The 19,321-nt window shown below is 35.8% G+C and carries 17 protein-coding genes; all 17 read right to left on the bottom strand.

What is annotated here, in order from left to right:
- The gene (locus tag EG346_RS14080; RefSeq protein ID WP_123879373.1) at positions 1-1,179 is read right to left on the bottom strand and encodes a BT3233 family polysaccharide utilization protein; all 1,179 of its coding nucleotides are present in this window, start codon (positions 1,177-1,179) and stop codon (positions 1-3) included.
- Between the two features lie 189 nt (positions 1,180-1,368).
- Positions 1,369-1,905 (bottom strand): hypothetical protein, encoded by a 537-nt coding sequence (locus EG346_RS14075; RefSeq protein ID WP_073334683.1) that lies wholly within the window; start codon positions 1,903-1,905, stop codon positions 1,369-1,371.
- Between the two features lie 43 nt (positions 1,906-1,948).
- Entirely contained in the window at positions 1,949-2,635 is a 687-nt protein-coding gene (locus tag EG346_RS14070) for a hypothetical protein (RefSeq protein ID WP_123879371.1), read from the bottom strand.
- A 95-nt stretch (positions 2,636-2,730) separates the two neighbouring features.
- Positions 2,731-3,588 (bottom strand): tetratricopeptide repeat protein, encoded by an 858-nt coding sequence (locus tag EG346_RS14065; protein ID WP_123879369.1) that lies wholly within the window; start codon positions 3,586-3,588, stop codon positions 2,731-2,733.
- A gap of 140 nt (positions 3,589-3,728) precedes the next feature.
- Positions 3,729-4,673: a hypothetical protein gene (locus EG346_RS14060; protein WP_123879367.1), complete on the bottom strand. Its 945-nt coding sequence runs from the start codon at positions 4,671-4,673 to the stop codon at positions 3,729-3,731.
- Between the two features lie 135 nt (positions 4,674-4,808).
- Positions 4,809-5,345, bottom strand: a complete 537-nt coding sequence (locus EG346_RS14055) for a hypothetical protein (protein ID WP_123879365.1) — start codon at positions 5,343-5,345, stop codon at positions 4,809-4,811.
- Positions 5,314-6,681: a hypothetical protein gene (locus EG346_RS14050; RefSeq protein ID WP_123879363.1), complete on the bottom strand. Its 1,368-nt coding sequence runs from the start codon at positions 6,679-6,681 to the stop codon at positions 5,314-5,316. The genes EG346_RS14055 and EG346_RS14050 overlap by 32 nt, the downstream gene beginning before the upstream one ends.
- Entirely contained in the window at positions 6,669-7,328 is a 660-nt protein-coding gene (locus tag EG346_RS14045; RefSeq protein ID WP_123879361.1) for a hypothetical protein, read from the bottom strand. Before EG346_RS14045 ends, EG346_RS14050 begins: the two co-directional genes overlap by 13 nt.
- 57 nt (positions 7,329-7,385) lie before the next feature.
- Complete coding sequence (locus EG346_RS14040) at positions 7,386-9,020, bottom strand: phospholipase effector Tle1 domain-containing protein (protein WP_123879359.1); 1,635 nt, start codon at positions 9,018-9,020, stop codon at positions 7,386-7,388.
- 2 nt (positions 9,021-9,022) lie between these two features.
- Positions 9,023-10,144 carry a DUF2931 family protein gene (locus EG346_RS14035; RefSeq protein ID WP_123879357.1) on the bottom strand — a complete coding sequence of 374 codons (1,122 nt, stop codon included), beginning with the start codon at positions 10,142-10,144 and terminating at the stop codon, positions 9,023-9,025.
- Positions 10,145-10,237: 93 nt separating this feature from the next.
- Positions 10,238-11,320 (bottom strand): DUF2931 family protein, encoded by a 1,083-nt coding sequence (locus EG346_RS14030; protein ID WP_123879355.1) that lies wholly within the window; start codon positions 11,318-11,320, stop codon positions 10,238-10,240.
- 209 nt (positions 11,321-11,529) lie between these two features.
- Positions 11,530-13,389 carry a type VI secretion system Vgr family protein gene (locus EG346_RS14025; protein ID WP_228425917.1) on the bottom strand — a complete coding sequence of 620 codons (1,860 nt, stop codon included), beginning with the start codon at positions 13,387-13,389 and terminating at the stop codon, positions 11,530-11,532.
- A 260-nt stretch (positions 13,390-13,649) separates the two neighbouring features.
- Positions 13,650-14,057, bottom strand: coding sequence for a type VI secretion system tube protein TssD (gene tssD / locus EG346_RS14020; protein WP_073334677.1), 408 nt, complete (start codon positions 14,055-14,057; stop codon positions 13,650-13,652).
- Positions 14,058-14,269: 212 nt separating this feature from the next.
- Complete coding sequence (locus tag EG346_RS14015) at positions 14,270-15,835, bottom strand: ABC transporter permease/substrate-binding protein (protein WP_073334676.1); 1,566 nt, start codon at positions 15,833-15,835, stop codon at positions 14,270-14,272.
- The gene (locus EG346_RS14010) at positions 15,832-16,752 is read right to left on the bottom strand and encodes an ABC transporter ATP-binding protein (protein WP_123879353.1); all 921 of its coding nucleotides are present in this window, start codon (positions 16,750-16,752) and stop codon (positions 15,832-15,834) included. The genes EG346_RS14015 and EG346_RS14010 overlap by 4 nt, the downstream gene beginning before the upstream one ends.
- Positions 16,753-16,761: 9 nt before the next feature.
- On the bottom strand, positions 16,762-17,934 hold the full coding sequence (gene egtB, locus EG346_RS14005; protein ID WP_123879351.1) for an ergothioneine biosynthesis protein EgtB: 1,173 nt from the start codon (positions 17,932-17,934) through the stop codon (positions 16,762-16,764).
- Positions 17,935-18,254: 320 nt separating this feature from the next.
- On the bottom strand, positions 18,255-19,238 hold the full coding sequence (egtD, locus tag EG346_RS14000; protein WP_123879349.1) for an L-histidine N(alpha)-methyltransferase: 984 nt from the start codon (positions 19,236-19,238) through the stop codon (positions 18,255-18,257).
- Between the last annotated feature and the right edge of the window lie 83 nt (positions 19,239-19,321).

Here is a 19,321-nt window from a genome sequence, read left to right as displayed (position 1 = left end):
TTATTTGATTTTAATAATGAGTGGATTCGATATCATTTCCGCTTTTTGCTGCAACATCAGTTCCCAGTCTTTTCTTGTTTTGATCTGCCCGCTTTTCTGCCATGCAAATCCGGCATAATAGATCCGTTTTTTTTGAGGTCTGGTCACAACCAGCAGATTGCTCTGATCCGGAGTTTCAGATTTAAAAGCTATTGATTTTTCAACGACTTCAGGATGTATTACGATTCCTTCCCCTACAAAGGCATCATCAATTTTTTCCCAGTGAAGATAGTACCCTTCTTTATCACTGAGTACAGTTTCTCCTTCATTTTTATGCAAACTGATTCCGATGGTATAATTGGGAACTGGCTTTTCAGCCTCAAAATAGGATTCAAATTTCGAGAAATTAGAGCCCAGATCTAAAGAAATACGTTTGGTTTCTTTGACTCCGTATTCACTCCAGGGATTGTAGGTTAGCTCAAAAACGGTTCTTAAGGGACCTTCGGCTATGGTTTTAGCAGTAACAAAATTTTGGGAAACCTGAAGGCTGTCTTTCGTCCATATCCCGATTCCGCCTGTGCCGCGACTGTTTCCTACGTGATAGGGATCATATCCTTCTTCTCTTGTATCTCTGTGGTAAAACATGGGATCGGTAAGATACCCTTTGTACCATTTATTGATAACCGGCAGATCAGTCCGCTTCAGCCAGATATCCACTCCACTGGAAAGAGTACTGCTTTTAATTCCCTGTAAGGCTTCCTGCTGACCTTTCGGACCATAGACCCTGAAAGCAATTTTATCATTTTCCCAGGCATAGTCGTCTACACGCTCCGGGACAAGTCTTGAATAGGTAGAAATCCTGCTTTCGGGAATCGGAACACTTCCGTCAACAGAAATGCTGTATCGGTTGATCTTTTTTGCCCCGATAACAGCCTGAAAAAGCAATTCATCATCTTTCCCGTCGGAATCATTATCAATCCACTGAACCGGAAGCACTTTATGATTGCTGTCTTTTATTCTGATCTCATTTTTTCTGTTTTCTTTCATCAACGCCTTCAGCTGATGTACAGGAATGGCAACGACTTCATTTCTAGAGAAATTCAATGTATTCTTTACTTCAATCCGGGTTTGGGAAGTTAAAGAATGAGCATTCACAATGCAATCGATTGCGCAAATAAATCCAATAATACATTTTTTCATAGAGATTGCGGTTGTTTCCTCAAAAATAGAAAATATTTTTAAGTAAAAGATGCTACCTGTTCAACATTTTAAAATATTTGGAGACTTGTGTAAGAATGCTTTGAGTTGGGCGAGAATAATTGCTTTTTTGTTTTAAATAAAGAATTATAGTAGACTCCAGATAAGTAAAGATAATATGTCTATAAAAATTTATTCAAGATTTTTTTTTGAACATCTCATCAAATATTTCTTGTTATCTAATAACTTTTCCTGAACATCATCAAAACTATTTTTCTTCAAAGAAAACCTGATGTTTTTCGGTATTTTATATTGACATCTTTCTGTCATCAATCTCTCACTTAAAGGATTGGTTCTGGAACTTAAAATGTCAGTTAAAAACCAATCTCTTTTTACTGTATTATAGCTAAAAGTCAATAAATCAAAGTCAAGGTATTTTGGTGCGTAAGTAAATTTAATATTGATGATATTCTTTATTATTTTTACATTTAAACCTCCTGCTTCCGCATGATAGTTTGAGAAAAAAAATATTGAATCTTTTTTGTTTACAATTGGTTTACCATACTCAAAAATCAACTTATTGGTAATGGAATCTTTATAAATAATATCCTGACTTTTATCTAAATTCAAATCCTGTTTAGCGATCATCTGATATTGGGCGTTGCTAAAGAGAGGAATTAGCACAAGCCAAATTATGTTACTTTTTTTTAGAGATACACAATTCATCATATTTAAAATGCTACAATATGATATATATATAGTTCTTTCGTCACTATTTCCCATCTTTAACAATGATGAATTTCTCTTCATAAGACTCAAAAGCACTGTCTTTTACAGAAGTGATTATTTTTTCAAGATTTTTATTATGATAATAATAATTTCTCTTATAACTAAAAGATGTATCGAAGTATTTTGCCTGAAATTCTATTTCATCCAGTCTATTTTCTTTCCTTTTTATTTTAGCTGATGTTATGGTTGAATTATCTGGCCAATATGGAAGTTCGTTATTTTTTGGAAGCATGAAATCACACCCATTGTATCCTTCTTTGGTATGTTTACAGTTTTCTTTGATCATGCGTTCGATTTCCAAGTCTTTTTTGAGAAAATTGAAATTAGTAATTGGAACTTCATCGATTGAAAATGTATTTTCTGATGCAACGATATCTGAGAGTTTGCTATAGTAATTGATATATTTAATATTTCCGGTAGTAATTCTTTTTTTCTGTTGATCATTATACTTAAATTCCTTTACTATCAAGTCATTTTTATCTCTAGTAAATACTAAAGAATCACTCTTTATCGAGCTACCATATACTCTTGCGTATTCACTGCTCATATGAAAATAGTGAACTGTTTGAATATCATTGTTACTCAAATAAATTACTTTGCCATCATGGTGTTGAGATTGGCAGTTAATATAAAAAAAGAATAGGATCAGATATAGATTACTTCTTTTCATTAGGCTTCTTTTTTCTTGTTTTTAATTCTTTCCAAAAAAATGTCAGACTAGAGAATAAAAATAATTACTAGTTTAATGATGGCTCTTATCATTTTTTATTTTATTCTATCCTTTGCATATTGTGGTATTTTATTAAGATCCTTTTTTTGAGATTTCATTAAAGATAAATATTCGCTGTAATTGGTTTTTGCTTTGACATTTTCTCCTATACACCAATAACTATCTGCCAGATTAAGGTAAGCAACTGCTCTGGAAGGGAATTTCTTAATGATCTGTTGCAATAGTTCAATAGCCACTTTTTGATTTCCATTTCTAGAAAGGATATAGGCTACATTATTGTAATCATCCAGATTAGCTTTAGATAACACAAATTTATTTTTAAAATCGAACAACATTGAGTCGTTAAAACTGTTTGAAAGTATAGGATAATTAGATAAATCTGTATAAAGTTTTTTTAAGTCTTTGTAAGTTTTCACAATACTTTGACTATCAAAAAATGTTAATGATTTAAAACCTTTTGAATCAACTTCAAGAGTTTCTGGGTCTATATCTTTAATTGGGAGATTTATATTTTTAGTTAAAATTTTAATACTCTGATTTTCACATTCTTGACAGGGGTTATAAAAATTAACGTTCTTTATAAACCAGTCTTTTTTATAAAAAATATTGATTGTACCATACAAACCTCTGTCTCCACTATAATATACCGTTATCTCATAAGAATTTGAATATCCAATTTTTATATTTGTGAGCGCTGTGATTTCAGGTAATTCAAAACGACCTGAAGTTTTATTCCCAAAATGAATATTTAAGAATCCTTTTTCCAGCAAAACCGTGTCCTGGAGGTTATCACAATCCAGATCATAATAATGGCTCTGAGATGAAGTAAAGCCCCAAACAAATAAACAGAAAATTAACGCAAATTTCGATATGTTATTTTTTAATTTTATCACTTCTCTTATTTATTTTTCTTTTTTTCTGTGTATTTTTAAATCATTTACTCCTTTAGACTTTCGATGAAAGAACTCTGTCCTATGAAATCACAGGAATGATTAATCATAAAAAATAATGGCATCTTTTTTATCTCCTTATCCTATTTTGATGATATCATTTTTGAAATATGATCCGATGTTAAAATAAATTCTCTTGAAGGAAAACTTTTATAGGAGATCGGTTTAATTTCATATCTGGTTTCTTTTCCTATTCCTACCTGAAATGATGTTACTTTTTCTTCATAACTATTTTTGTTAATATCTATGAGAATTTCACTATCCGTAATAAGCCTGCTTTCCGCATTGGTATGCTTTTTATATTTAAAAACTCCTTTATTGGAAGATACAAGCTTTTTCTCTAATTCCTTATCTCCTTCTGTAGATTCTTTTAAGATATACCTGGGTACCCCTACTTCATTATATGAAAATTTTACATTCCATTTATCCAGATAATCACTTGCCTGTGTTCTGTAAGATTCCATATAGCCTTTTATTATTCTAAAGTCCTTGTGTCTGTATTTTTCGTACGATGAAATGTATTTTAAATCATCTAGGTTATAATTTATTAAAAAATCATCTAAAAAGTCAATAAGAGCAGGGATATTTAGATGATCTCCAATATTTTTACGGACATATTTATAGTAAGAATTGTTTAAATAAAAGATGTCCTTATCCCCTATTATAACAGTCTTTTCCTTATCACTGAATGCAATATTAAGCTTGGTACTATAACTTTCATTTTTATACGTTAACAAAAGAATATTTTGATTCTTAGTTAAAGTACATAAACTGGGAACTGTTTTTTCTGATATCGGAAAGTCATTAAAATCATAGAATGCTATACTGTCTTTTTTGGTATTGAGGATGTAAATTAAGTTATTCGTACTTACTTTATCTTTCTTATCAATTCTCCGGTCATCTACATATTCTCCCTTATCAATAGTTTTATTCATGATATGAGTTATGGTATATGATTTTGGTGCCTGTGCAAAAGTGTTTGCATGAAAGGCCACCAGAATGAGTAGTATATATGTTAAACTTTTCATTGATTACACTTTTTCTTTTTCCAAAAATTATAATAAGCCAAAAGATCACTTAAAATATATTAACCTGCTCTTTCCTTAACGACTTAAGAAGTTAAAATAGAGATTGTTTCCAATGATTAAAACTCTGCTTAAAATTTATTCAAGATTTTTTTTTGAACATCTCATCAAATATTTCTTGTTATCTAATAACTTTTCCTGAACATCATCAAAACTATTTTTCTTCAAAGAAAACCTGATGTTTTTCGGTATTTTATATTGACATCTTTCTGTCATCAATCTCTCACTTAAAGGATTGGTTCTGGAACTTAAAATGTCAGTTAAAAACCAATCTCTTTTTACTGTATTATAGCTAAAAGTCAATAAATCAAAATCAAGGTATTTTGGTGCGTAAGTAAATTTAATATTGATGATATTCTTTACTATTTTTACATTTAAACCTCCTGCTTCCGCATGATAATTTGAGAAAAAAAATATTGAATCTTTTTTGTTTACAATTGGTTTACCATACTCAAAAATCAACTTATTGGTAATGGAATCCTTATAAATAATATCCTGACTTTTATCTAAATTCAAATCCTGTTTAGCGATCATCTGATATTGGGCGTTGCTAAAGAGAGGAATTAGCACAAGCCAAATTATGTTACTTTTTTTTAGAGATACACAATTCATCATATTTAAAAAATAATTTTAGATTTTTGGTAAATTCTTTTCTTTCTTTTAATCCATATGGATTTTTTACTTTTCCATTTATACATTGTGAAACCTTTAAAACATCATCTTTATCTGCAACAAGATTAATATTTTCTCCTGTTGGTACAGTTTTGCCAAGATTCTCCCAGTACCATCCTGCTGAATCAAAAGCAAAATATAAATTACTTGCAATAAGCGAAGCTGAGTCTACATCTACGATTTCGATAACTTTTTCTTTAATTGGTTTTCCTTTTGTATTTAAGACCTTCTTGCCTTTATCATCAACTTTATCCTTGTAATAAATATATTTTTCTTTGTACAATGGTTTCCGATCAAATAGTTCATCAATTTTCTTGGTATTTAATAGTCCAGGCTCTTTTTCCAAAACATATGAAAAGTATTTTTTTTGTGTTTTCCTCCAAGTTAGCTGAATTATTCCTCTCCCTTTATATCTTGGCCCATCTCCTTCAACAGTATGTTCCATTGCCTTTGCGTCACTATGATTTCCAGGATTATATTTCTTTCCAGAAGAATATTCTAATGTAGTGCCATATCTTGATGATTCATGATAAGACTGTGCTAAAAAATGAATTTTCCTAATACAAGTATTAATATTATGCTTTTTCATCATACTGTTAAGCTCTTCACATAATCTTTTATAAGTTTTATCAGATTCGGATAATGTACAATTCTCATCATAAAACAGAGAAGTTGTCTTTATTTTCTCTGTTTCTCTAAGCTTCTTAATAATTGCTTTTATATCATCCTCTGTAAAATCTCTGTCACAATAACATTTTTCATCATATTTCTGCTCAGGTACCGGTGCCCCCTTCGCAGCAACACTTTCAGGTTCGTTGACCTGTCCTGATGTTATAAACTCTATCTTTCCGGTTTCAGGGGGTATATTACCCGGCATTTTGCCTGTCCCTGGTAATGTTGATTTTTTTAATAAAACATAATTCTCCTGTACTTTAGCGGTCCCAAAATCCTGCCATTCTGTGAGGGATATCATCTGAAAGCCATCATAAAATTTAAAATTGGGAATCTGCTTTTCTACAATTGTTCCGGTAAGTTTCCCTTGTGTGGTAGGTACATCAGTTAAAACTTTAAATTCACCTAAATGAGCATTGAATTTAATCTTTGCTCCATGTATTGCCAACAGCAATCCATCTTCAACTTTATCCTTTTCCTCATTTTTCGCCCGTTTCTCCTCCATTTTCTGGCTATTCGCAGCCTTAATCTGATCGCTGTCCTGTGCTGTCCCCTCAGTTTGAGTTTCCGGAACGGCACCTTCTGTATCTTTATCTAGCCTATCCATAGTAATGAATGTTTTAAATGGGTACTATTTTTTTTGATTTCTATAAAACCTTCCTCATAATGATCTCCTTTGAATACAAATAATCCTCTGAAGTGATCAATTTCTGTTGGGTCAAGATTTTCAGGAGTAAGGGTTAATGTTATTTTTTCTCCTTCTTTTACAGGGGTCATGATTTCTGTAAATCCATCTGAAGATTCTCTCTTTCGCCTGGTATCAAATGACTGTAACAGGCCATTGAAAAGCAATCCAAACATATGGTAACCGCCTAAAAAATCGATGAGCCTGCTTTCATCCTCAAGGACACCGCTGATCTGACTGAAATAATTATCTATGACTTCACCCCTGTGGGTTTCTGAAAGTCTGGCCGCTATTTTCATCCATCGTAAGCGAAGAAAATTAAGGTTATTCACTTCAACAATATTTCCTTCCTGATCAACAGTTAATTCCAACTCATCAAATAAATAACTGATTTGTTTTAAAAATTTCCCCATGGCATTATCATCATCAGAAAAAATGAAATCAACGACTAAAACATGATATTTAAAATGGTCTTTTTCATTTCCTAAATGATAAACCTCAGCTATTCTCACATAATTTTTTTCTTTACAGTAAGAAGTATCAGGATTAGAAATAACAAGCGTTTCCAATCTATAGGTTTTGCTAGAATTTTTTAGAGGATGTTTCAATATCAATTTGTTTATCGTTTAAAACTCCATTCTTTTTCGGTCATCAGTGGGTGAATAGGCAAGACTATCCATTAATGTATTAATTTTCGCAGATCGGTGTAGATATCTATTCTTCAGTTTTCTAAGAAGATAATCAGACTTATAGGCTGTAACCACTACTTCTTCGAGTTGTTTTGCAGAAACTGCCTGATCAGCAGCTGTTGCTACAGGGGCCTCTATATTGCTTTCTTTTTCAATTTCCGATTCTTCTTGATGCTTAAAATTTCCTTTAAGCGTCCAGCTTTCATTCTTTTCTATAATATGATCTTTCATGTATGCTTTTACCTCATCTAAGAAAGTATCATTCAAAGCATAATCTGCCATAACTTTTGGATAGAACAGGAAATTATCATCTTCATTAAGATAAGGCAAAGCGTAATCACACATAAAATGAAGTGGAATAAAACTGTATCCTCTATACAGATAACGGTTTCCTGTAAGGGTGTATTTCCAGTGTGCTTCAATAGCCAACTGATCTCTTTTAAACCAGCCGTGCTCTATTAATTCATCTCTAAAAGCGTCTAATGATCCTGAAAAATAAGCTTTTTCAAGCCAAACGTATTCTTTTTCAGTAACCCCTTCTATGGGATCGGGTTGGTAACCGCTTGCACTGATTTCCGCTGCAGACAATACATCATGATTGTAGCTTCCCCCCACATCACTGTGTACACCTGGAAAATTTCTTTCAATACCTGATTTAAGGTCTACCGCAAGGAATCTTGTCAGGGAAAAATTTTCCCGATGCTCATCAGCAGCTGTAAAATGTACAGCCTTTCTCGGGGAACCTAGCTCATGCAAATGGAGTTCGTTCACTTTCTTCTGAAAGCTAGGAATGAGAAGACATGTAGGATCATACGAGGCTACTGTATCATAAACCCCTATAAATCTAACATTAATGGTCATGGAATCTACCAGTTCACGAGCTAATCCTGCTTTTAAAAGTGCCGTGCCTAGGTGTCCAAATTTAGGAAGTACTCCATCTTTCACCCATGATTTTTCGATGGACATGAATTCACTTGTCTCGTGGTCTACATCAATTCTTCCTGCTCCCTGTACTGGCGGATAATAAGCTTTTGGTGCATATGTTCCCATCTGTAAGTTATAGGCAAAGTTTCTTGCTGCTGCTGCACCACGGCTAAATCCGAAAATATCAACAGTTAAAATAATTTCATCAATATCATCTTTAGACTTATCTTTTCTATCTTTCACATTTTCGGCCAGGGTTTTACATCCATTTCTTACCTTTCCTACCACACCCGTTTTCCCACGACCATATTTAAAACCGCCTCCTTCATCATCTGCTTTGTCGATGGTAGCAATACCTTCTACATAAAATGAATAGATATCTCTTTTCGTACACATATACTTCCTTGCAATGTTGGTAAAATCATTACCAAAACTATTATCATCCTTAGCATACTTTTCAAAAATTCGTCTTTCTTCTTCCGTCGCAGAAACATTACTGAATTCTCCTTTCCTCTGAACCTTCTTGCGTATTTCGGTGTTTTTTAGATTATTTCTGGTTCCATCGAAGAATATTCCACAGGTAATCTTTAAAGTTCCCGGTGGATCTGGCAACGGATTGCCCGTATTATAAACAAAGGTTTTACTCATGGCTAATCTTTGTATTTAGTTTTACGTACCATTATTTTACTATTTTTCAACCAAACCTGCTTCTCTCCGCTTACTAACTTTACAGAAGCAGAGGTTTTAGGAATATTAACGGTAATCTGTAATTCAATTTTAGCATTAGGATCATCAGAAGAAATTTCCTTAAAGGCAGGAAAAATTTCCTTTTCATCAAATTCTATATTACTGACATATCGATATCCGTCAGCACCGTCTATCCACAAAATTTTAATATCATTTGCAACAGCTCTTTTCTTAAGGGTATTCCATTTCAGTTGATTGGAAATAATACGATTATATTTTTCTGCCAGAATTTCGCAAAAGGTTATTTCCATTTCACCATTGTAATGAAAATAAGTAACTTCTTTTGTTTTTCCATTATCTGGTAGTTCAACCTGTACATTCCAATTATATTCTTCTCTATAGCTGTCCCACAATCCGTATGGAATCGGCTTGCCTTCGTTTGCCTTAACCACTTCCGCCGGAACAATTCCAAATTCATGTATAATTTTACGTTGGTATTCAGGATCAAACATATTTTTCTGAGGTCCCGGGCTTAAAGCATCTATTTCAGACTGCGGTATGACTATTTTCTTGCTCTGATACCTTCCTATTTCCACCTGTCTTCCCGGTCCGGAAAGCCAAAGCACAACCAAACCACCCGGCGCAAAGCCTACAATAATCTTGTCGTAATTTTCTTTCCTTGGATTTGGATTATCTCCATTGGAAGGGGTATAATAGCCGTTTTTAAAAAGATCAGTCATTTTCCCGTTATCCAGATCGGTGTCGATTTCATAAAATATTTTTTCAGCATAGGAAACCCAAATGACATGCAGATGATTGGGGACATTTTTTTCTCCATTATTCATCCCTCTGTTTGCTTCCCCCCATGATCCACCAGTTGTTCCACTATACAAACTAGTAAATTCCCCGTTTGCGGATTCCAATCCCCCGCGATAAACATCAACGGGATAACCTAAAGGGGCTGAGGTAGCATCTAGCCATTCATATTTTGTCATTGCTTTTGTTTTTTGAAGGTCTTTCTTTTCCTGACACGAGATCTGAATAAAGAATAATAAGCTTAATAAATATTGTACTAATTTTTTCATTGTTTAAAAAAATTATTCTTGAGATGCAGTTCATCTATAGGAGGAACAGCATTACCTGTATTATACACTAATGTTTTTCCCATAATTATCGTTTTAGAAAACTTCTACTTTATCTGCTTTTATAAAAGCTACTTTACCATTCTCGCCTCTTAGTTGTATCGTAAAATGGCTGTTTGCTTCATTTACTTTAATCACAATATCAGCTTTAGTTGAATTCGGATTTTCTCCAAATACAGCTTTAAATGCTTCGAAGCTGGATTTTTCATTGAGATCACCATTTGCTCCATACTCCTTGTGATCACTGCCAATAAAATCAAAAACTATTCTTGTTGGCATTGCTCTTTCTGCATTTTGAGCCACAGAAATTTTTGCAGCGTCCAGTTGTTCTTTCTCTCCATTGATCATGTCGATTCCAACATCGGTTAAAGGGTTGAGCGCTGCTTTTTCCGGAAGTTGAAAAACAGGCTTCCAGCTGTACTGTATTCTATAGATATCCCAAATCCCAAATGGAATGGGTTTTCCTTTATTTTCTTCTCTTATTTTTTCAGGAATCACTTTGCCATTGTTAAAGACCTCATCAAGATAATCTTTTCTCCAAAAACGGTTTTCATGGCTATCCAGTTTTGCAATTTCCGATTCCGGAATCGTTACTTTTTTTCCCTGATAGCGCCCTACTTCTTTCTGAACACCTACACCAGCGACCCAAACCACCACTACTCCACCAGGGGCCATTCCAACGCCAATTTTATCATAATTTAAATGTTCCGTTTCTCCACTTCCGTTGGTGACCTTTACTTCATATCCTTTGCTGAAGTATGCTTTTAGTTTTGCAGTATCAATAGGAGTGTCTATCATATAAAACTGGTTTTCCATGTAAGACATCCAGATAAAATCCAGACGGGCAGGAAGGCTTTTAAAACCATTCCCCATTCCATGATTGATAGCTCCCCAGATATTTCCGCCGGGAATGATCCCAAAATCTAATCCAACCCACTCTCCGCCTTCGCATTCCATTCCTCCTTTATATACTTCCATCGGATATCCGGAGGAAGCAGAAGTCCCCTCGGTCCATTCATATTTTGTCATGGCTTTTGTTTTTTGATGCTCTTTCTTTTCCTGACACGAGATCTGAATGAAGAATAATAAGCTTAATAAATATTTTATTGATTTGTTCATTGTTTAGGAAAATTATTCTTTACTACCTTACTATTACTGGGCTTCTTTTCTAATTTATTTTTTTCTTTTTTATAAGTCCTAAATTTCTGATTGTTTATCCTGTTTTGTAATTAGATTCGCCGCAATTAATTACTGATAAAAACACCTAAACATATTATATACCTCATGTGCAGCGAATGTTGATTTTAGTCTCTGAATTATATAAGTTTTTACCCTTTATTCACCTTGGCATCTATTTTCCCAAGCATTTTGGCAACACCGGAACTCTGTAATAAAATATCACCATTCTTGGCGTTATGGGTGGTTGTAGAAGTGGTCTCTTTCAAATCCCCCGTTATATTGATGGTTTTATTTTCATTGACGGTCTGTTTATAATTCTTTGAAGTGAACTGATGATTGTTTATAATATTAATGGCATTATCATTTCCAACACTTGTTTTCATATCTTTTCCTACATTAATACTAAGATTCTCACCCGCATTGAAGGTCATATTTTTGGGAGCAGTAACGACGATATTCCCAGCTCCGTCCATGAAGTAATTGTTGCCGCTCGGATCGATAATATTGACACTCCCTTCTGCATCATTCATTAAAATTCTGATTCCGCTTCTGGTTTGTATTGATTTTAAATGATTATCAACCCCGCCTCCTAAAGCGGTCCCGCCATGAAACATTCCTCCCATCACGAAAGGCCTGTCCGGATGGTTGTGTACAAAACCTACCATTACCTGATCGCCTACTTCGGGTATGGCTACATATCCTCTGTTCTGGCTGATCTGATCTGTACCTCCTGCATCCGGAGCCATCATCCGGATAAAATTGGTAGTATCATTCATCTGCCAGTCGAATCTCACCGTTACCCTGCCCTGTCCCAGAGGATCAGTATTGGATATTACGGTGGCAATTTGCGGCTGTGCAATGGGTACAACAAAATCGGGCTTTGGGATATATCCTGTATCTGAAGCTATTGCTTCGAATTTCCCGGTATAGTTTCCTAAGGTATCCACTTCATGGGTAACTTCGGTCATCATCAGTTTTGTAAAATAGGCCGTCTGGCTGCTATCAGTTTTCCGCATTTTAATATCAGCGATACATCCCGGATATAAAAAAGGCAGCGTTGTTCCTCCCGATACCGTAAAGACTTCTACAGCCCTGCTTCCTGATGTGGAGGTCTGGGAAATGACCACATCCATATCGGTGGCCGCTTTTATCGGGGCAACCTGCAAAGATGGTGTTTTGAATATCCCTTCATTGTTCTGATAGGCGGTTTTTGCTAAATTCCCCACATGCTGGATAGGGGTTTCCCCGGAACTGAGCTTAGTATTGGAACTGCTGTTATAGCCATAAAAACTTGGTTTGATATGGACGGCTTTCAGTTCAACACTCACGTCGGAAACACTGCTTCCATAGATCAGCTCAAAGGCTTTATTTTGGGGAGGCATATTTCCGAAGTGCAGAATTTCACCATCGTAATAAAACTGCTCTCCATAAGCTTCTGCCATTCTGCAAAGATAATTGTAGTGTGTTTCTTCATACTGGGCACTGTAGAGGATTTGGGAAGAGGCCTTTGCATTGATCTTTACATCAAACCTGCTGCTTTCGATTCCCTGCTTGATGATATCCGTTGCGATGATGCCCATATTTACGGGTTGCGCTCCCCCAAAACTTTGGGTATGAGGAGCAGCGTCCAGTAAGATGGTGGGGCTGTAACCTTTCAATACGATGTTTCCAAGACTATGATTTTCCTGGCTAAACGCTACTTTTGTAATAACCCCGACAAAAGTTCTTTCAGGACTATTTTCAACGTCTTTATAGGTAATGGTTACAGTTAATCTTCCTCCTAAAAATTTGTTAGCTTCTTCAAGCTCATGATTTTGTTTCTCAGACAGGGTATCATTGGCAAGGATAAGTTCAAATTCATGATGCTTTCTTACACTCTGCTGCATCCGGAAATGTTTAAAATGCCTGATGATCTTACCATCAATCACAATATCCAGTTTCACCACACGGTTGATTCCAGGAATATTATTCTCTGTAATCTTGTCAGAATTTGGAATATTTTTATCCATAGTATTTAATGTGTTTTGGGGTTCTTAATTTTTAAAAAAAATTAATAAAATATACAGATACTCTATAAAATTAAAAGTTTTACTGGTACAAAATCATATAATTGGATCTATTTTTAAATTATTAATAGAAACATGAAAGATCCTATTAATTAATATCAAAGCAGCCATCTTTATCATAGACAAAAAAGGCAGAACGGCACTCCTACCGCCGGATACACCATTCTGCCTGATATTTTTTTAAAATATAAAAAAATTATGCTCTACGAAGTAGGCCATTCTGCCTTGTAAGAAGAATTACCCAGGTCGATAAGCTCTGCACTTACAATGAAACTTACGTACATACTGTTTTCATCTACTGCATCGAAATCTACTTCGTGCTGAATCACATATCCGTTTTCCCACTTCAAGGTAGTGAGCGTTCCTTCTTCATGAGATTTGTTGAATGTTACTTCTCCTGTTGTAGGTTTGTATTTTCCGTTAAGAAGACTTTCCAGAATGTCTGACTTTTCTGTAGCTTCTACTGTAATTTTGATGAGTGCATTCGATGGATCTGATGCTACTCTTCCGGATACGTCTGTGGAACGGGACACGCTATAATTAAGTCTTAGTAATTTCTGCCCTTCGCCACCGTTGAATTTAAGAATTCCTCTTGAATTTTTGTCTGCCATAATTGGTCAATTTTAAATATTAATATTCTGTGATTTGATGTTCCTTATTTCACCAAATATAGAATATTAAACTTACAAAAAGGACGTTTATCAATAAATATGAAAAAGTGTAGTAGTACTACTACTAACAATCGTTAGGTTTTATTAATATTGTAAATCAGATATTTACATTAAAAAAAAGAAAATCATACTATGGATCGTAGGTAATGTATTTACTTAACCTCAAAATATTTTTTAAGGTCCGATATACTTTTTACTCTGAGTTCTTCAGCCTGTTTTCTGCGCATCATCAGGGCATAGGAATTATTAAACCCAAGCGGTTTTAACCATTGAATGCCGTACTGTTGTTGAAATTCGGAATTGACATACTGATAGGTTTTATCGGCACTTTGGGTCACGGTCTTAAGGGTTTGTTCTGTGGGTTTTAAAAGGACCAAAAGTCCTGTTCCGGTATATTCCGGATAGAAATCTATGCCGTCATTCATCAAAGCATCAAAACATATTTTGGTTCCGCCCAGCCCTGTTTTGGTTTCTACTTTGTAATCGGTGTAGCCTTCAATCAGCATTTTATACATTTCGGTGAGAATGTATTGTTCACCAAAGATCTTTGAACCGATTTTTACGGTTCCTGAGCTGCCATTTCTTGAGTTTTGGTATAATTGATTCTTAACTAAAAAATCTCTGGCTATTTTTTCCGGTGTCTGATTGAGGTAATCCGATTTGTAATTCAGATCGGTCATGATAGAGTCATTGAATTTACCGGCAAGAAGATTCAGTGTTTTTTCAAGGTCCGGAAATTTCTTCAGCGTTTTTGTCTTTATAATGGGTGCTGCAAAATAAGGTGGAAATATTTTCTTATCATCATCCAGAACGTACAGATCAAAAGCTTTAATTCTGCCATCTGTAGAATAGCCGCTGATGAGATCAAGTTCCTTTTCGTAGGCTGCTTTGTACATAATAGCATCATTGACCACAACGGGATTTACATTCAGTCCGTACACCGACCGTAATCCCAGATCACCATCCTGTCTTCCCATAAACTCAGGGGTAAAACCTGCTTTAATCGTATTGCCTGAAACTGAAGTGAACAAATAAGCTGCTCCCAAAATGATAAGGAAGGCCGGAACCACATACTTTAGTTTTTGAAACAAGCGGTATCCTGATTTCTGTACCACCGCAATTGTCTGATCAAGCAAAATAGCCAGTAATGCCGCGGGAATGGCTCCTGCAAGAATCATATTGGTATTATTCAGAGAAATTCCGCCAAATATAAATTCTCCCAAACCACCTGCTGCAACGAATGACGCTAATGTAGCAACTCCCACATTGATTACCGCTGCCGTTCGTATTCCTGCAATAATGACGGGCATTGCCAAAGGAAGTTCAACTTTAAAGAGAAGCTGGCTTTTATTCATTCCCATCGCTTTTGCCGCTTCAACGACGGTTGAGTTGACGCCTGTAATTCCGGTATAGGTATTTCGGATAATGGGTAGAAGGGCATAAATGAGCAGAGCAACGATAGCGGGTTTAGCCCCGATTCCAAAAGCGGGAATCATGAACCCTAACAGGGCAATACTGGGAATCGTTTGTAAAATACCGGCCACCCCCAGCACCGGACTTGAAAGTTTTCTTTTTCTGGCAATAAGGATCCCCAAAGGTACCCCAACGATGATCGCCAGAATTAATGACAGAAAGGTAAGTCCCAGATGCTGTACCACCTGAGTGAGTAATTTTTCCTGCTGTTCTATGATAAACTGCCAAAGACTTTGCTGCTTCATACGATCTGTAATTTTCTGTACTCATTGAATGCCTTGATGAGGTTTTCGTAATATCCTGTATTTTTATGATCCGAACTCAGTTTCTGCAAAGCATTCCAAACACTGGTTTTTTCGGTAAAGCCAAATGTTCTGTGTGTATTTTCTGAATTTAAAAATGCCCCCATCTCTTTCAGTGTGGCAATTTTATATTCCAGTAAAAGTCGGTTTTCAGTAAAAAAGTCGCTGACAAAGTTGTTCTGCGGGCGATAAAGCATTTCTTTTGGAGTTCCTGTCTGAATAATTTTCCCTTTATCCATTAAACAGATCCGGTGTCCCAATTCGAAGGCTTCCTGTACGTCATGCGTCACAAGTATAATCGTCTTATTTTTAAGTTCTTCCAGTGATTTAAATTCTGAATGAATATCTGCTTTCGTAATATTATCCAAGGCTCCAAAAGGCTCATCCATCAGCAAAACGGGCGTGTTGGCGATCAAAGCTCTGGCAATCCCTACTCTTTGCTGCTGCCCGCCACTCAGTTCATTGGGAAACCTTGAAAGTACATCGTCGGAAAGATGAAGTTTATGCAGAAGTTCTTCTGTTCTGCTTTCTGTTTTTTTCTTATCCCATTTCAGTAATTCCGGAACTACTGCAATGTTTTGTTTGATGGTATAGTGAGGAAATAAGCCGGAATGCTGCATCACAAAACCGATTCCCATGCGCAGTTCTTCTGCTTTTTGATCTAGTATATTTTTACCATCGATTAAAATAGCTCCGGAATCTGATTCTATGAGCCGGTTGATCATTTTCAGGGTGGTTGTTTTGCCACAACCGCTGGTTCCCAGAAGCACCAGGATCTCCTGATCATGGGCCTGAAAAGAAATGTGGTCAACGGCTGGTTTTCCGTTAAATTTTTTCGAAACTGATTTAACTGTAATCATAGGCAACAATTATTGGGCAAGTCTGATCCCTGTCAACTGCCATTTCAGGCTGGTCTGGAAAAAATTACGATATGTATTTCTGCTGTGTCCCGGAGGCGTTGCATCGGAAGCTCCACGCAAAACCGTTTGATTGACCATAAATTTTCCGTTGTACTCTCCCACTGCTCCCGCTTCTTTTTTAAAACCAGGATACGGTAAATAAGCCGAATTCGTCCATTCCCAGCGATTCCCCCACTCGAAATGTCCGGATGCAACTTCCCATTCTGCTTCAGTGGGTAATCGCATTCCTTTCCAGGAGGCAAAAGCTGAGGCTTCGTAGAAATTGATATGACAAACAGCTTCATCCGGATCTACTTCCTGTAAGCCATTTAAAGTATAATGCATCCATTTCCCATCTATATGATGCCAATACAAAGGAGATTGTGCATTATTCTGCTTTACCCAGTCCCAGCCTTCAGCGTGCCAGTGCTTAAAATCTGAGTAACCGCCAGCTTCCATAAACTGAAGATATTCTCTGTTGGTGAGCAACTGGTCTGCTATTTCAAAATCATTGAGAAAGACTTTATGCCTTCCCAATTCATTGTCAAAACAGAAGCCTTCTCCATCAAAACCTATTTCATAAACGCCTTCGGAAAAACGGATCATTTCGGTATTTCCTATCTTCTTTTTATTAAAAGCAGGTTGTTTTGTATAGGCCGGAAAAAGTGGATTGTGTCCTAAAATATATTTGATATCTGTGATCAGTAACTCCTGATGTTGCTGCTCGTGATTAAGTCCCAATTCCAGCAGTGGTTCAACGTCTTCCGTCAGGAACTTACTTTCAAGAAAGGCCTTCATATGATCGTCTACATAGTTCCGGTATTTGTAGATGTCTGAAACGGAAGGGCGGCTGAGATTTCCCCGGTCGGTACGGATGACTCTTGCGCCGATAGTCTCGTAATAGCTGTTAAAAACAAAATTATATTGTGGATCAAAAACTTTATAATCAGGGAAATTGGGTTCTAAAATGAACGTTTCAAAAAACCAGGTGGTATGCCCCAGATGCCACTTGGGAGGACTTACATCTACGATAGGCTGTACCACATAATCCTCAATCTCCAGAGGAGCACATATTTCTTCGGAATACTTTCGGATACTGGTATATCTTTTTACTAAATCTGATGTCGTTATTTCTGGGGTCATGTTCTTTAGTTTTAATAAGTTAATTGGATCAGATAACAAATTTGATTGACGGAACTATGGTTTTTTAACTGAAGATCACTAACAGATAAACATCTGTCTGATGGATCTACGGATGATTTTGCTTTTTTTAGTTAACGCAAAGTTTTAGTTAAATAAAATTCAGTTTTGAGGTAAGCAAAGATGGCAACGGTGTCGCTGATGAAGCTTAATGGCTAATCATCCGTTTTCTTTGTTTATGCAATATATCCTTTGCGTTAAAAATATATTTTCGTTTTATGATCTGTGAAATCTGATGAATTTGTGGGAAATTTAATTTACCGTTACTTTACCTCCCAGGCAACATCTACGAACCATCTTTTGGAGTCTTTGATCTCACCTGCTGACAAAAATCCGGATTTTTTTCTTAGTTCTTCTATTTTCTCCGGTGAAAACTTCTGGGAAATCTCCATGTCAATCAGTTCATTTTCTTTGAATGAAATGCTGTGATCATCTATGGTGACTTTCTGATCTTTAAGACTCACCAGATAACTCTTACAGGCTCCGCTCACGGGATCATAGGTCTGATAATGCTGAAACTGATCTGTATCAAAATCAGCATCGAGTTCTGTATTGATCCGGGTGAGAAGATTAAGATTGAATGCCGCTGTAATTCCTGCTTTATCATTGTAGGCATTTAAAATGGTATGAGGATTTTTCTTCAGATCAAAACCTATCAATACTTTATCTCCGGAGGTTAAATTTTGGTTTAAATCGGAGCAGAATTGATCGGCTTCTCCGATATCCATATTCCCGATATTGCTTCCTAAAAATAAAATCACCTTCCTTCTGTGGGACAATGCTGCTGCTTTCTGAAGCATCTGGAAATATTCGCCTTCAAGAGCAACTATTGGTAAATCCGGAATTTCATGACTTAATTTTTCATTTAATATGGAAAGAATATTACCTGAAATATCAATAGGCATATAGGTGAAATTGATTCCCTGTTCAACAAGATATTGAAGTAGAAAGGTTGATTTCATCGCATCTCCGGCACCCAGCTCAATCAAATCGAACGGCTCGTTGTCAGAAATAATTAATTGGGCAAGCTCTGGGGTTTTATTTTGGAAGATATCAAGTTCACATTTCGTGAGATAGTATTCAGGCATTGCCATGATTTCCTGGAACAGGCGGTCTCCGTTTTTATCGTAAAAATATTTTGAAGATAGCCTTTTCGGATTGCTTTTCAAGCCTTCCAAAACATCCAAACGAAAACCGTCAATAGGAGTATTTTCAACCTTGGAATATGGGTTTAGCTTTAGATTCATATGTTTTAATTTGTGTGGGTTTGTAGTTACCTACAACTATCTTGCCGCTCCAACATTGAATTCTATAAAAGTATTCCCTCTGT

This window comes from Chryseobacterium carnipullorum, from assembly GCF_003815695.1.
GTDB classification, from domain to species: domain Bacteria; phylum Bacteroidota; class Bacteroidia; order Flavobacteriales; family Weeksellaceae; genus Chryseobacterium; species Chryseobacterium carnipullorum.
The sequence above is the reverse complement of the archived record's forward strand: the minus strand, read 5'-3'. Positions and strand labels throughout refer to the sequence as shown.